Source organism: Kitasatospora sp. NPDC091335 (assembly GCF_044757205.1).
Taxonomy (GTDB): domain Bacteria; phylum Actinomycetota; class Actinomycetes; order Streptomycetales; family Streptomycetaceae; genus Kitasatospora.
In genome coordinates this window covers 56,541-70,084 of the sequence record NZ_JBIVUM010000017.1, presented here as the reverse complement: position 1 = coordinate 70,084, position 13,544 = coordinate 56,541, and the positions used below count along the sequence as shown (strand labels likewise).

12 protein-coding genes are annotated in these 13,544 nt (G+C 72.1%); 6 read left to right on the top strand and 6 right to left on the bottom strand.

Going from position 1 to position 13,544, the window contains the following annotated elements; genetic code table 11:
- The first annotated feature begins 68 nt into the window (after positions 1 to 68).
- Positions 69 to 2,561, top strand: coding sequence for a DEAD/DEAH box helicase (locus ACIQOW_RS29925; RefSeq protein ID WP_401090349.1), 2,493 nt, complete (start codon positions 69 to 71; stop codon positions 2,559 to 2,561).
- 48 nt (positions 2,562 to 2,609) lie between these two features.
- On the opposite strand, the gene ACIQOW_RS29920 is transcribed toward ACIQOW_RS29925, so the two are convergent.
- Positions 2,610 to 3,461: a hypothetical protein gene (locus tag ACIQOW_RS29920; RefSeq protein WP_401090124.1), complete on the bottom strand. Its 852-nt coding sequence runs from the start codon at positions 3,459 to 3,461 to the stop codon at positions 2,610 to 2,612.
- Positions 3,462 to 3,720: 259 nt separating this feature from the next.
- Between ACIQOW_RS29920 and bioB the strand changes: the two genes are divergently transcribed.
- The 4 genes from bioB to ACIQOW_RS29900 are packed head-to-tail and all read left to right on the top strand — an operon-like array spanning position 3,721 to position 7,566.
- Complete coding sequence (bioB, locus tag ACIQOW_RS29915; protein WP_401090122.1) at positions 3,721 to 4,977, top strand: biotin synthase BioB; 1,257 nt, start codon at positions 3,721 to 3,723, stop codon at positions 4,975 to 4,977.
- 30 nt (positions 4,978 to 5,007) lie between these two features.
- Complete coding sequence (locus ACIQOW_RS29910) at positions 5,008 to 6,312, top strand: adenosylmethionine--8-amino-7-oxononanoate transaminase (RefSeq protein WP_401090120.1); 1,305 nt, start codon at positions 5,008 to 5,010, stop codon at positions 6,310 to 6,312.
- Positions 6,309 to 7,067, top strand: coding sequence for a dethiobiotin synthase (gene bioD / locus ACIQOW_RS29905; RefSeq protein WP_401090118.1), 759 nt, complete (start codon positions 6,309 to 6,311; stop codon positions 7,065 to 7,067). The genes ACIQOW_RS29910 and bioD overlap by 4 nt, the downstream gene beginning before the upstream one ends.
- A 52-nt stretch (positions 7,068 to 7,119) precedes the next feature.
- Positions 7,120 to 7,566 (top strand): hypothetical protein, encoded by a 447-nt coding sequence (locus ACIQOW_RS29900; RefSeq protein WP_401090116.1) that lies wholly within the window; start codon positions 7,120 to 7,122, stop codon positions 7,564 to 7,566.
- Between the two features lie 133 nt (positions 7,567 to 7,699).
- Here the strand turns inward: ACIQOW_RS29900 and ACIQOW_RS29895 are convergent, their stop codons facing one another.
- On the bottom strand, positions 7,700 to 9,307 hold the full coding sequence (locus ACIQOW_RS29895; RefSeq protein ID WP_401090114.1) for an MFS transporter: 1,608 nt from the start codon (positions 9,305 to 9,307) through the stop codon (positions 7,700 to 7,702).
- Positions 9,308 to 9,394: 87 nt separating this feature from the next.
- Between ACIQOW_RS29895 and ACIQOW_RS29890 the strand changes: the two genes are divergently transcribed.
- Positions 9,395 to 9,760, top strand: a complete 366-nt coding sequence (locus ACIQOW_RS29890) for a winged helix-turn-helix transcriptional regulator (protein ID WP_401090112.1) — start codon at positions 9,395 to 9,397, stop codon at positions 9,758 to 9,760.
- Positions 9,761 to 9,820: 60 nt separating this feature from the next.
- Here ACIQOW_RS29890 and ACIQOW_RS29885 read toward each other — a convergent pair whose 3' ends face one another.
- Genes ACIQOW_RS29885 through ACIQOW_RS29870 form a run of 4 tightly spaced genes read right to left on the bottom strand, consistent with a single transcriptional unit; the run spans position 9,821 to position 13,531 of the window.
- On the bottom strand, positions 9,821 to 11,134 hold the full coding sequence (locus tag ACIQOW_RS29885; RefSeq protein WP_401090110.1) for an NtaA/DmoA family FMN-dependent monooxygenase: 1,314 nt from the start codon (positions 11,132 to 11,134) through the stop codon (positions 9,821 to 9,823).
- Positions 11,131 to 11,979: a creatininase family protein gene (locus ACIQOW_RS29880; protein ID WP_401090108.1), complete on the bottom strand. Its 849-nt coding sequence runs from the start codon at positions 11,977 to 11,979 to the stop codon at positions 11,131 to 11,133. The genes ACIQOW_RS29885 and ACIQOW_RS29880 overlap by 4 nt, the downstream gene beginning before the upstream one ends.
- Positions 11,976 to 12,905 (bottom strand): dihydroorotate dehydrogenase, encoded by a 930-nt coding sequence (locus tag ACIQOW_RS29875; protein WP_401090106.1) that lies wholly within the window; start codon positions 12,903 to 12,905, stop codon positions 11,976 to 11,978. Before ACIQOW_RS29875 ends, ACIQOW_RS29880 begins: the two co-directional genes overlap by 4 nt.
- Positions 12,906 to 12,958: 53 nt before the next feature.
- Positions 12,959 to 13,531 carry a nucleoside 2-deoxyribosyltransferase gene (locus tag ACIQOW_RS29870; RefSeq protein WP_401090104.1) on the bottom strand — a complete coding sequence of 191 codons (573 nt, stop codon included), beginning with the start codon at positions 13,529 to 13,531 and terminating at the stop codon, positions 12,959 to 12,961.
- Between the last annotated feature and the right edge of the window lie 13 nt (positions 13,532 to 13,544).

The window sequence follows — 13,544 nt, the reverse complement described above, 5'->3', positions numbered from 1 at the left end:
CGCGGCCCCGGGCTTTGCCCGGGGTGGCGGCGAGCAGGCAAGATAGCCGGGTGACCCTCCTTGATCTGATGCCGAAGCCCGCCACCCCCGACGCGCTGTACGAGACGTTCGCAGCCTGGACGGAGGAGCGGGGGATCACGCTGTACCCGGCGCAGGAGGAGGCGCTGATCGAGCTGGTGTCGGGGAACAACGTGATCCTCGCGACGCCGACCGGGTCGGGCAAGAGCCTGGTGGCGGCGGGGGCGCACTTCGCGGCGCTGGCCGAGGGGCAGCGGACCTTCTACACCGCCCCGATCAAGGCGCTGGTCTCGGAGAAGTTCTTCGACCTGGTGAAGATGTTCGGCACCGAGCAGGTCGGCATGATGACCGGCGACGCGAGCGTGAACCCGACCGCGCCGATCATCTGCTGCACCGCCGAGGTGCTCGCCCAGATCGCGCTGCGCGACGGCGCCAAGGCGGACATCGGCCAGGTGGTCATGGACGAGTTCCACTTCTACGCCGAGCCGGACCGCGGCTGGGCCTGGCAGATCCCGCTGCTGGAGCTGCCGCAGGCGCAGTTCCTGCTGATGTCGGCGACGCTGGGCGACGTCCGCCGCTTCGAGGAGGACCTGACCCGCCGCACCGGCCGTCCGACCACGGTGGTGCGCAACGCGACCCGCCCGGTGCCGCTGTTCTACGAGTACCGCCGCACCACGATGCACGACACCCTGGAGGAGCTGCTCCAGACCGGCCAGGCCCCCGTCTACGTCGTGCACTTCACGCAGAAGGAGGCGGTGGAGCGGGCCCAGTCGCTGATGAGCATCAACATGTGCTCGAAGGCGGAGAAGGAGGCCATCGCCGATCTGATCGGCGGCTTCCGCTTCACCACCAAGTTCGGCCGCAACCTGTCCCGTTACGTGCGCCACGGCATCGGCGTGCACCACGCGGGCATGCTGCCGAAGTACCGCCGGCTGGTGGAACGCCTCGCCCAGGCGGGCCTGTTGAAGGTGATCTGCGGCACCGACACGCTCGGCGTCGGCGTCAATGTGCCGATCCGCACGGTGCTGTTCACCGCCCTGTCCAAGTACGACGGACAGCGGGTGCGCATCCTGCGCGCCCGTGAGTTCCACCAGATCGCCGGCCGGGCGGGCCGGGCCGGCTTCGACACCGTCGGCCAGGTGGTGGCGCAGGCGCCGGAGCACGTGATCGAGAACGACAAGGCGATCGCGAAGGCCGGGGACGACCCGAAGAAGAAGCGCAAGGTGGTGCGTAAGAAGGCCCCGGAGGGCTTCGTCGGCTGGACGGAGGAGACCTTCGAGAGGCTGATCGGCGCCGACCCGGAGCCGCTGGTCTCCCGGTTCAAGGTCAGCCACGCGATGCTGCTGTCGGTGATCGGCCGCCCGGGCAACGCCTTCGAGGCGATGCGCAAGCTGCTGACCGACAACCACGAGGACCGGGCCGCGCAGCGCCGCCACATCCGCACCGCGATCGCCATCTACCGCTCGCTGCTGCAGGGCGGCGTGGTGGAGCGGCTGCCCGAGCCGGACGCGGAGGGCCGGATCGTCCGCCTCACCCTGGACCTCCAGGAGAACTTCGCGCTCAACCAGCCGCTGTCCACCTTCGCGCTGGCCTCCTTCGAACTGCTCGACCCGGCCTCGCCCTCGCACTCGATGGACGTGATCTCGGTCGTCGAGGCGACCCTCGACGACCCGCGCCAGATCCTCGCCGCGCAGCAGAACAAGGCGCGCGGCGAGGCCGTCGGCGAGATGAAGCGGGACGGCATCGAGTACGAGGAGCGGATGGAGCGGCTCCAGGAGATCACCTACCCGAAGCCGCTGGAGGAGCTGCTCACCCACGCCTACGAGGTGTACCGCACGGCGCACCCGTGGATCGGCGACCACCAGCTCCAGCCCAAGTCCGTGGTCCGCGACCTGTACGAGCGGGCGATGACGTTCTCGGACTACGTCGGCTTCTACGAGCTGGCCCGCACCGAGGGCATCGTGCTGCGCTACCTGGCCGGCGCGTACAAGGCGCTGGAGCAGACCGTCCCCGAGGACGTGAAGACCGACGACCTCAAGGACGTCATCGCCTGGCTCGGCGAGCTGGTCCGCCAGGTCGACTCCAGCCTGCTGGACGAGTGGGAGCAGCTGGCCAACCCGACCGAGCCGCAGGCCGCCGAGGTGTCGCTGGACGACAGGCCGGCGCCGGTCACCGCCAACGCCCGCGCCTTCCGGGTGCTGGTGCGCAACGAGCTGTTCCGCCGGGTCGAGCTGTGCGCGCTGGAGCACTACGAGGAGCTCGGCTCCCTGGACGGCGAGTACGGCTGGGACGCGGACCGCTGGGCGGACGCCATGGACGGGTACTGGGAGGAGTACGACGACCTCGGCACCGGCCCGAACGCGCGCGGCCCGAAGATGCTGATCATCGAGGAGGAGGACTCCTCCTGGCGGGTCCGGCAGATCTTCGACGACCCGGAGGGCGACCACGACTGGGGCATCAGCGCCGAGGTCGACCTGTACGGCTCGGACGAGGAGGGCCGGGCGGTGCTGCGGGTGACCTCGGTGGACCGGCTCGGCGGCTGAGCCCGGGCGGACGCCGTGACTCCCCGGGGGAGTCACGGCGTCGGCGGGTCACATCCAGACGAAGGGCGAGCCCGCCGCGTAGGAGAGCGCCCTGGTGGCCTCGTCCAGGTTCTGCTCGCTGCCCGGCCCCGTACCGGTGGGCGCCGTGACCGGCGTGGTCGGCGCCCCGGTGCCGCCCGTGGCGGAGCCCGCGGGACGGCCGTCGCCCGGCCGCGAGCTGGTGACCGTCACGTAGTGGCCGACCGCCTCGATCCGCGGCTCGCCGCCCGCCTTGGCCCCCGCGGCCTGGGCGGGGGCGGTGGAGGCGTCGGCGAGGATGAAGGCGACCGCGCCGGGCTTGGCCCGCAGGGCGTCGGCGGCCTTGGCGGCGGAGGCCTGGTCGGGGAAGCGCAGCAGGGTGACGCTGCTGAGCACCGGGCGGTCCTGGCCGGTGAAGCTGACGGTCAGGTAGGCCTGGCAGCCGCTGTCCTTCAGCGGGTCCTGGGCGCGGTCCTGGAGCACCTCGACGCAGTTCTCGCCCTGCCGGACGCCGTTGCGCCGCGCCTTGTAGGCGCCGACCTCGACCGGCCGCTGGGCGGGGAAGAGGTTGTCGACGTTGAGGGCCCCGGGGTCGGTGGGCGGCGGCGGGGCGCCCACCACCCGCGGCGTCTTCTCGGAGTCCTTGGTGGACGGGCCGAGCCCGGGTATGTAGTCGCCGGGCATCGGGCGGGTGATGATCCATCCGCCGGCGGTGACCACACCGACCACGGCGACCCAGCCGACCGCCCGACGTGCCGTCAACCGCCGTCCCCGTCTGCGGCCCGTCCCACCGTCGGTGCCGGCGCCCCCGCCGACCCGCTGCCCTGCCCGGCCGTCCCGGCCCTCTCCCGGAGTCGGGGTGCGCTCCCCCTGCGTGGTCATGGCGCAGATTCTAAGCACCCCTCGGGTGGCGTGGATCACTGGGTCGGGGGTTGTGGATCACCGATGGACCACGGGCGTCCCGGCATCCACGGACGCCACCTTCCTACTCATCGGTAACCGGATGCCGGGGTTCCCGTCAAGCGCGTGACCAGCGGCGGAGCCGTGACCTTCGACACTGTGGCAATCGGCACATCCTCGCGCCGATCTTCTGGCGGATTTGCTCTGGCGCCGCCCGATCGCCACCAGGCAGGATCGCCCCATGGATCTGCTCGATACCCTGACCGCCAAGGGCCTGCGCGGCGAAGTCCCGACCCGCGAGGAGGCCCTCGCCGTCCTCGCCACCACCGACGACGAGCTGCTCGACGTGGTCGCGGCGGCCGGCAAGGTGCGCCGCCGCTGGTTCGGCCGCCGGGTCAAGCTCAACTACCTGGTGAACCTCAAGAGCGGGCTCTGCCCGGAGGACTGCTCGTACTGCTCGCAGCGGCTCGGGTCCAAGGCCGAGATCCTCAAGTACACCTGGCTCAAGCCGGACCAGGCCGCCGACGCCGCCCGCGCCGGGGTGGCCGGCGGTGCCAAGCGGGTCTGCCTGGTCGCCAGCGGCCGCGGCCCGACGGACCGTGACATCGACCGGGTCACCGACACCATGGCCGCCATCAGGGACGCCGACCCCGAGGTCGAGATCTGCGTCTGCCTCGGCCTGCTCTCCGACAACCAGGCGGAGCGGCTCAAGGCGGCCGGCGCCGACGCCTACAACCACAACCTCAACACCTCCGAGGGCACCTACGGGACCATCACCAGCACCCACACCTACGCGGACCGGGTGGACACCGTGCAGAAGGCCCACGGAGCGGGCCTGTCCGCCTGCTCCGGCCTGATCGCCGGCATGGGCGAGAGCGACGAGGACCTGGTCGACGTGGTGTTCGCGCTGCGCGAGCTGGGCTCGGACTCCGTCCCGGTCAACTTCCTGATCCCGTTCGAGGGCACCCCGCTCGCCAAGGAGTGGAACCTCACCCCGCAGCGCTGCCTGCGCATCCTGGCGATGGTCCGCTTCGTCAACCCGGACACCGAGGTGCGGATCGCGGGCGGGCGCGAGGTGCACCTGCGCTCGATGCAGCCGCTCGGCCTGCACATCGCCAACTCCATCTTCCTCGGGGACTACCTGACCAGCGAGGGCCAGGCCGGCCAGACCGACCTCGACATGATCAAGGACGCCGGCTTCGACGTCGAGGGCGCCGGCGAGGCCACCCTGCCGCGCCACCGCGCGGACGTCGCCGAGGCGGCGCAGACGGCGGGCGGCTGCGGCAGCGGGGCCTCGGCCTGCGGCAGCGCGGCACCGGCGTCGGTGTCGGCGTCGGCGTCGGCCTGCGGCAGCGGCGGCGGCTGCGGGCCGTGCGGCGGCCACGCGCACGCCGCGCCGGAGGCCGCCGCCCCGGAGAGCGCCGACGACGAGCTCCGCGGCGACCTCGTCAAGGTCCGCCGCCGCGGCGCCGGCACCCGACTCGCCCCCAACGCCTGACCGTTCCACCGTTCTGGAGAGTCACCCACCATGTCCCAGCCGTCCGCGGCCGCCCTGCTCGCCCTCGACCGCGCCCACGTGTGGCACCCGTACGGGCCGATGCCCGGCACCGTCACCCCGTACGTGGTCGAGTCCGCCTCGGGGGTGCGGCTGCGCCTGGCCGAGCCCGTCGCCGGCGGGCAGCGCGAGCTGGTCGACGGGATGTCGTCCTGGTGGGCGGCGATCCACGGCTACCGGCACCCGGTGCTGGACGAGGCCGTGCGCGACCAGCTGGGGCGGATGAGCCACGTGATGTTCGGCGGGCTCACCCACGAGCCCGCCGTCCGGCTGGCCGCGACGCTGGTGGAGATCACCCCGGGGCCGCTGCAACACGTCTTCCTCGCCGACTCGGGCTCGGTGGCCGTCGAGGTCGCGATGAAGATGTGCCTCCAGTACTGGCAGTCCGTCGGGCGGCCGGCCAAGCGCCGGCTGCTCACCTGGCGCGGCGGCTACCACGGGGACACCTTCCACCCGATGTCGGTGTGCGACCCGGACGGCGGGATGCACCACCTGTGGGGCGGGGTGCTGCCCGGGCAGCTCTTCGCCCCGGAGCCGCCGGCCGGGTTCGACGCGCCGCTCGATCCCGAATACGCCGCGCGGTTCGAGGAGTTGATGGCCCGGCACGCCGACGAGCTGGCCGCCGTCATCGTCGAGCCGGTGGTCCAGGGCGCGGGCGGGATGCGCTTCCACTCGCCCGCCTACCTGCGGATGCTGCGCGAACTGTGCGACCGGTACGGGGTGTTGCTCGTCTTCGACGAGATCGCCACCGGATTCGGGCGCAGCGGCGCACTGTTCGCCGCCGACCACGCGGGCGTCTCGCCGGACGTGATGTGCCTGGGCAAGGCGCTGACCGGCGGCTACCTGACGCTGGCCGCCACGCTGTGCACGAGCGAGGTCGCGGACGGGATCAGCCGCGGCGAGGTGCCGGTGCTCGCGCACGGGCCGACGTTCATGGGCAACCCGCTGGCCTGCGCGGCGGCCAACGCCTCGCTGGAGCTGCTGCTCGGGCAGGACTGGTCGACGGAGGTCAAGCGCGTCGGGACCGGGCTGGCCGAGGGCCTCGCGGCGGCCGCGGACCTCCCCGGCGTGCACGACGTACGGGTCCGGGGGGCCATCGGCGTCGTGCAGTTGGACCACCCGGTGAACGTCCCCGCGGCGACCGAGGCGGCCGCCCGCGCGGGCGTCTGGCTGCGGCCGTTCCGGGACCTGATCTACACCATGCCGCCCTATGTGACGGAGGACGAGGACGTGGCACGGATCGCCGCCGCCGTGACCGCCGCGGCGGTGGCCGGATGAGCGCGCGCATCCTGTTCGTGACGGGGACGAACACGGACGTCGGCAAGACGGTCGCCACCGCCGCCGTCGCCGCGGTGGCGCTGCGGGCCGGCCGGAAGGTCGCCGTGCTCAAGCCGGGGCAGACCGGCGTCTCCCCGGGCGAGCCCGGCGACGCGGCCGAAGTCCGGCGACTGGCAGGCGATCTGACGTTCCGTGAACTGGTGCGCTACCCGGAGCCGCTGGCGCCCGACACGGCCGCCCGGCGGGCCGGCATGGCGTACCTCTCCCCCGCCGAGGTGGTCGGGGCCGTCGCCGAGCTGGCTTCCACGCACGACCTGGTACTCGTGGAGGGCGCGGGCGGGCTGCTGGTCCGCTACGACGACGAGGGCCGCACGCTCGCCGACCAGGTGCGCGCCGTACTGGACGCCGGGCTGCCGGCCGAGGTGCTGCTGATCGCCTCCGCCGGGCTCGGCACTCTCAACATCGTCTCCCTCACGGCGGAGGCCCTGGCGGCCCGTGAACTGCCGCTCACGGGCGTCGTGGTCGGCTCCTGGCCCGATTCGCCGGGCCTCGCCGAGCGCTGCAACCTCGCGGACCTGCCCCGCTCCGCCGGCGCCCCGCTGCTCGGCGCGCTGCCCGAACGGGCCGGCGGCGCCGAGGACTTCGCGGACCTCGCCGCCACCGCGCTGGCCCCCGCGCTCGGCGGCACCTGGAACGCCGAGCACTTCGCGCAGGCCCACCGGGCCGTTTCGGCCCCGCTTCGCTCGAAGGGGTGATCCCGGCTTCCGGCCCTGTCGGAAGCCGGGACGGCTCAATACCGTTCCTTCCATGACAGACGGGCTCACCGCAGACGAGGCCCTGCGGGCCTTGGCCGCCCTGGAGGCGGCGTGGAAGGACGACGACGAGGCGCTCTCCGCCCTGGCGGCGGGCAGCCCCGGTGAACGGCCGCTGCCGGCACTGGTCGCCGCGTACGGCGAACACGCGATGGACACCCTGATGGCGCTGGCCTTCGGGCTGCGCAGCACCATGAGCGACGAGGAGCTCGCCGAGATCTCCGACGCGGTCAGCTCCAACATCGGCGCCCGGATGAGCGCCCTGCTCACCCAGACCCTGAAGGCCTGGGGCACCCTCGCCCCCTCGGAGGACCTCTCGGTGACGAAGATCATCGCCCACACGGTGATCGACGCGATGCGGGCCGTCACCGAGGATCCCAGCAAGACCGAGGTGCTGCCGCTGCTGGCCACCTTCCGCAGCTACGCCCTCAACGGCACCTGAGCAGAAGGAGTTTCGGTGCGGGCTTCGAGTCACCTCGAAGCCCGCACCGCCGTGTCCGCGCTCTCTCAGGCGCTTGAACTCCTGCCCTGCGAGCATGAACGCACGTCCACCGGCCCTGCCCCTCCGGCACCGGTCAGCCCTCGCCGGCCTGCTTCGCGGCCGGGCGGGGACGCAGCAGGGCCGCGGCCATGAGTGCGGTGCCCGCCAGGCCGATCGCCGCGATCACCGCCACCGCGGTGAAGCCCCGGTCGTAGGCCTGCCGTGCCGACCGCAGCACCGCGTCGGCGGTCAGGGACGGCAGGTGCGTCACGACGTCCTCCGCCGCGGCGAACGACTCCCCGGCCCTGGCCTGCTGCTCCGCGGAGAGGCCCGGCACGTCGGGCAGGCCGGTGCGGTACACGGCGGTCAGGACGGCCCCGAGGACGGCGACGCCGAGCCCGGCGCCGAGTTCGAAGGACGTCTCCTGGATCGCGGCCGCCTCCCCGGACCGCTCGGGTTGCGCGGCGCCCATGATGGAGTCGGCGCCCAGGGTCATGACGATGCCGGCGCCGTACCCGGCGGCGAGCAGCGGGACGAGGAGGACGCCGTAGTGCCCCGCGTCGCCGACGGCCGCGATGGCGGCGCACGCGAGGGCGAAGAGGGAGAGTGCTCCGGTGAGGGCCCAGCGGTTGCCCCACCGGTTCGCCGCCCAGGGGGCCGTGACCGCGCCGAGGGCGTTGGCGCCGGCCAGCGGCATCAGCGCGAGCCCGGCGCGCACCGGCGAGTACCCGCCCACCTGCTGGAGCCACTGGGTGAGGAAGAACAGCAGGGCGACATAGCTGCCGAAGCAGCCGATGACACACAGCGTGGCCGTGCTGAAGCGGCGTTCACGGAAGAGGGTGAAGTCCAGCAACGGCTCCCGGATGCGCCGTTGGCGTCGTACGAAGGCGTAGAGCAGGACGCCGCCGGCGAGGGCCAGGAGGACGATGACGGCGCTCACCCCCGCGTGCTCGCCGGCCTGCTTGAGCGCGTAGACCACGGCGGCCAGGCCGGTGACGGACAGCGCGACGCTGGTGACGTCCCAGCGGCGGGGTTCGGGGTTGCGTGACTCGGGGATGACGCGGACGCCGACGGCCAGGATGACGACGATGACGGGGACGTTGATGAGGAACACCGCTCCCCAGCCCCACTTCTCGGTGACCAGGCCACCGGCCAGTGGACCGATCGTGGCCCCGACGCTGTGCGCGGAGGTCCAGATGCCGAGCGCCATGGCGCGTTCGCGGTCGTCCGTGAAGACGACCCGGATGATCGCCACCGTGGACGCCATGATCATCGCCGCGCCGACGCCCAGTGCGGCCCGCGCGGCGATGAGTTGTGCGGTCGAGGTCGCGAACGCGGCCGCCGCGGAGGCGAGACCGAAGGCGAGGAAGCCGCTGAGCACCATCCGGCGCCGGCCGATGCGGTCGCCGAGGGTGCCGCAGGTCACCAGGAGGGCGGCCAGGGTCAGCGAGTAGACGTCGACGATCCACAGCAGCTGGGCCGGGCTCGGTTCGAGGTCCCGGCTCAGGCTCGGCACCGCGACGTGCAGGACGGTGAGGTCGATGCCGCACAGGAAGAGGCTCCCCGACACCACGGCCAGCACCAGCCACCGCTGCCGCGCGGGAAGGGCCGGTCCGCCCGGCTGCCCCGAGTCCGTCGAATGCCCCGCACGCTCTTTCCCGGCGGCTCGTCCGGCCGCGACGGGGGCCTTGCTCTCTGTCATAGTCTCAGCTTCCGGAAGTACCGACGCGGGCCGCAAGTACGGTCTTTTGTGTCCCCTGGTGCCACGCTGTATACCAATGGAGGTCAGGTGCGTTCCAACGTCGAAGAATCCTCGGACGACTGCGCGGTCGAGTTCGCCATGGAGCTCCTCGGCGGCCGGTGGAAGCTGGCCATTCTCAAGCAACTGGTCTCGGGAACCCACCGGTTCGGCGAACTGCGGCGCGCCCTGCCGGGTGTCACCCAGCGCATGCTGACCCGCCAGCTCCGGGAGCTGGAGGCGGACGGGCTGGTGGAACGGACGGTGTACCGGGAGGTGCCCCCTCGGGTCGAGTACGCGCTCACCGACGCCGGCCACACGCTGGACTCCATCACGGAGCAGCTGGACACGTGGGGCCGCTGGTACCGCGACACGGTGCGCGGTGCGGTGCCGTCCGGTCCCGGCGGGTCCGCCTGACCGTGGCGCGGTGGGCGGACGCCGGGACCGGACGGCTCTCACCGGGTGCGGCGGGGCTGCTCAGAACTCCGCGAGGTTCTGCCGCAGGGTGTGGCCGGGGGTGTACGTGCTCCGGGTCAGCCCGCGGCGCTGGAGCGCGGGCACGAGTCCGTCGGTGACATCGGCGACCCAGTGGCGGTTCAGCCGCAGTACCGGCGTCGTCAGCATGAAGCCGTCCCCTCCGACCTCCTCCATGACCTCCCCCATCCGCTGCGCCACCTGGTCGGGTGTGCCGATGAGTTCCACCGAGGAGACCAGCCCGCCGGCGGCGTCCAGCACCAGTTCCCGCAGCGTCTTGCCGCTGCCCCACTGCTGGAGCTGGTCCAGTGAACCCTGCTCGCCATTGGTCTTCAGCCGGTACGGCAGGGGCTCGTCGAGGTCGAACCGGGCGAAGTCGATCTCCGTGAGCGCGGAGGTCTCGGCGAGGATGTCGTGGATGAACTGGGGCGACGAGATCATCCGCTCGTACTTGGCCCGTGCGTCCTGCTCCGTCTCGCCGAGCGTGGGCGTCACGCAGAACAGGACCTTGACCTCGTCGGGGTCACGGCCGGCCGCTTCGGCGTGTTTGCGCACGTCGTCCCTGAACTCCTTCATCCCCTCCACCCCGTTGGCGATGGCGATGACCGAGTCGGCGTTGCGCGCGGCGAAGACCCGGCCCCGGGGCGAGGCCCCGGCCTGCACGAACGCGGGCCGGTGCTGCGGGGAGGGCACGGTGTTCAACGGACCCCGCACGCTGAAGTGTTCGCCCTTGAAGTGGATCGGCCGGACCTTGGTGTGGTCGGCGTAGATCCCCTTCTCCCGGTCGAGTACGACGGCGTCCTCGTCCCAGGAGGCGAAGAGCTGCCGGACGACGTCGACGTACTCGTCGGCCATGGCGTAGCGGACGTCCCGTGACGGCAGCTTCTCCAGTCCGAAGTTCCGCGCGGCCAGGTCCTCGGCGCTGGTGACGATGTTCCAGCCGAAGCGCCCGCCGAGCATGCTGTCCATCGTCGAGGAGAGGCGCGCGGTCATGAACGGCGGGTACGCCAGGGTCGACAGGGTCGCGACGATTCCCAGGTGGGACGTGGCGAGGCCCATCGCGACGGCCAGCGGGACCGGGTCGTGCTTCGGGACGACCATGCCCTGCCGCAGTGCCCGCTCGGCGGAACCGCCGTAGCTCTCCGGGACCATCAGCTTGTCCTCGATGATCACGTAGTCGAAGCAGGCCCGTTCGAGCGCCTGGGCCACCTCCGTGTGGAACTTTCCGTCCCAGGGTGAGCCTCCGGTGCCGAAGGGGCCCTGCCAGTCGTCCGGGGTGAAGTTGAAGATACAGGCGAGGTGGAACTTCCGGGTCACGGCTGCTTCCCTTCGGGATGTGCGGCGGGTCGGCGCTGCGGGTCCGGACGGCGGCGGTCCGGGCGGGTCCGGGCGAGGAGCAGCCCGTCGCCGTCGCGCACCATGGCCGTCGCCTCGTCCACGACGTGGCGCAGCAGCTTCTCCCCGAGGCCCGCGTCGGCGCCGGAGGTCGAGGACAGGACTCCGCGGTTGGTGGTCCGTCCGACGTCGACGGGGTGCAGGTAGACACCCGCTCGAGGCGGATCGTCGTGGTCGGGGCGCTCGTCGGTGACGAGGTCGGGTCGCAGGTGGAGCATGAGGCTCGTCTCGGTGACGCCCGCGTGCTCGGCGTGCCAGCCGGGGAACCGGGGGACTTCCGCGTCGGTCCAGGTGTCCCTGACCAGGCTCCACCAGCTGAACGCGAAGACCTCCGTGCTGTCCAACAGGCCCTGCTCGCGCACCTGGTCCAGCGCCTCGAAGAGGAACGGTTCGTTCTCGTAGTGCCCGTTGACCACGATCAGCCGGGCCATGGGCAGCGCCGACAGCGCGGTGAGCGTCTCGCGCAGGAAGCGGACGAGGGTGTCGCCGGCCACGTAGACCGTGCCGGGAAAGTGGAGCCCGCCGCCGCTCTGGGGCAGGGACCGCGCGCCGACGGCCTGCGCGGGCAGGGTGAACGCGTCGAGTTCCTTCGCGATCCCGGTGGCGAACGCCTCCGCGAGGATCAGGTCGACGGACAGCGGCAGGTGCGGCCCGTGCTGCTCGATCGCCCCGATGGGCCACACGACGGTGCGTCCGCGCACGGTGTCGGCGACCTGGGCGCTGGTCAGGTCGGTGAGCAGCCGGGGGCCGGAGGGTCGGGCGGTCATATCGCCACCTCCTGAGGTGCGCCCTGAGGTGCGCCCTGAGGTGCCTCCCGGGTCGCTTCCGGCAGGAGCGGGGCGGCGGCGGAGGAGCCGATGAGGTCCCGGGTCTCCGCCACGATGCGTTCGAGCGTCTCGTACATGTCGGTGTGCAGCGCCGAGTAGACCTGGACCACGTTCGCTCCGACGCTGAGGTAGTCGGCCACGTCGCGGCCGCTGCTCACTCCTCCGCAGCCCATGACGGGCAACTCGACGCCTCTCCTGCGCAGTTGCCAGAGAGCGGCGAGGACGAGCGGTTTGAGGCCGGGGCCGGAGTACCCGAAGACGCCGTTCAGTTCGAGCCTCCCGGTCGCGGGGGACACGGCCGCGCCGCCGATGGTGTCGCTGAGGGTGACGGCATCGGCTCCGCCCTCGATGGCGGCGTGCACCCGGCCCTGGAGCCCCTCGCCGACGGCCAGCTTGACGGAGATCGGCAGCGCCGTCCTGCCCCGGGTCTCGGAGGTGTAGGCGTAGACCCGGTCGGGGTTGTCGTCCTCCAGCCCCTCCTCCTCGTTGAGGCAGGAGATGCCGAGTTCCAGGGCCCGGCAGCCGGTCGCCTCGACGTCCTTGGCCAGGGCGGCGAGTTCGGCCGGGGTGTCGGCGTGCAGGGAGGCGATGACGGGCAGCCGGTCCTCGGCGAACGAACGCAACACGCCCAGCCAGTGGTTGACCGGCCGCTTGGAGTAGGTGGTGCTGTTCAGCAGCCCGACGGGCAGCCGGATGATCCGCTCGTCGAGGCCTTGCGGCGGGTTGGGGTGGATGGTCTTGGTGACGACGGCTCCGGCGCCCCGCTCGACGAGTCGGCGGATGTTGCGCTCCTGGTCCGTCAGCAGTCCGGATCCGACGATCACGGGGTTGGCCAGCGGCAGGCCTAGGATCGACGCGTCGGGCACTCGATGTCTCCGTCCGTCGGTGGGGCAGGTGGGGGTGTGCCGGCGGGTGCCGGTCAGGCGACGAGGCTCGCGCCGATGGCCTCGCGCTGGCGCTCCGTGGCGGCGAGCACGGCGTCGATGAGCAGCGCCGGCTTCTCGGTGAACTCGTCGAAGTCGATGGTCTGGACGAAGCCGACCCGGTGCAGGCCCTTCAGGAGGTGGCTCGCGGAGTCGACGAAGGGCTGCTTGGTGATCAGGACGATGGGACGCCCCAGGGCCGTGGCCCAGCCGAGTTCGACGTGGGTGCCGTCCGTGCGTCGCAGGGTGCCGTCCTCCAGTACCGGCAGGACGGGCACGAAGACGTCGCACTTCTTCATCCAGCGCAAGTCGCGCACGGAGACCTGCTCCGGGGTGAACGACGCGGTCTCGGCCCCGAACTTCTCCACGAGGTGCGCCGAGAAGACGTTCGCTCCGTTGTCCCGGACGGCGTCGATCGCCGTGGTGATCGCGTCCTGCAGGTGGCCGACGAAACCGTTCTCCAGGATGGCGTGCTGGATCGGTCCGCCGACGAAGACGTCGAGCCCCGTGAGCAGGCCGGACTGTCGCGCGGGCGTCGCTTCGGCGCGCGTGCCGGGCTTCGTTTCCATGACGGTGTCTCTC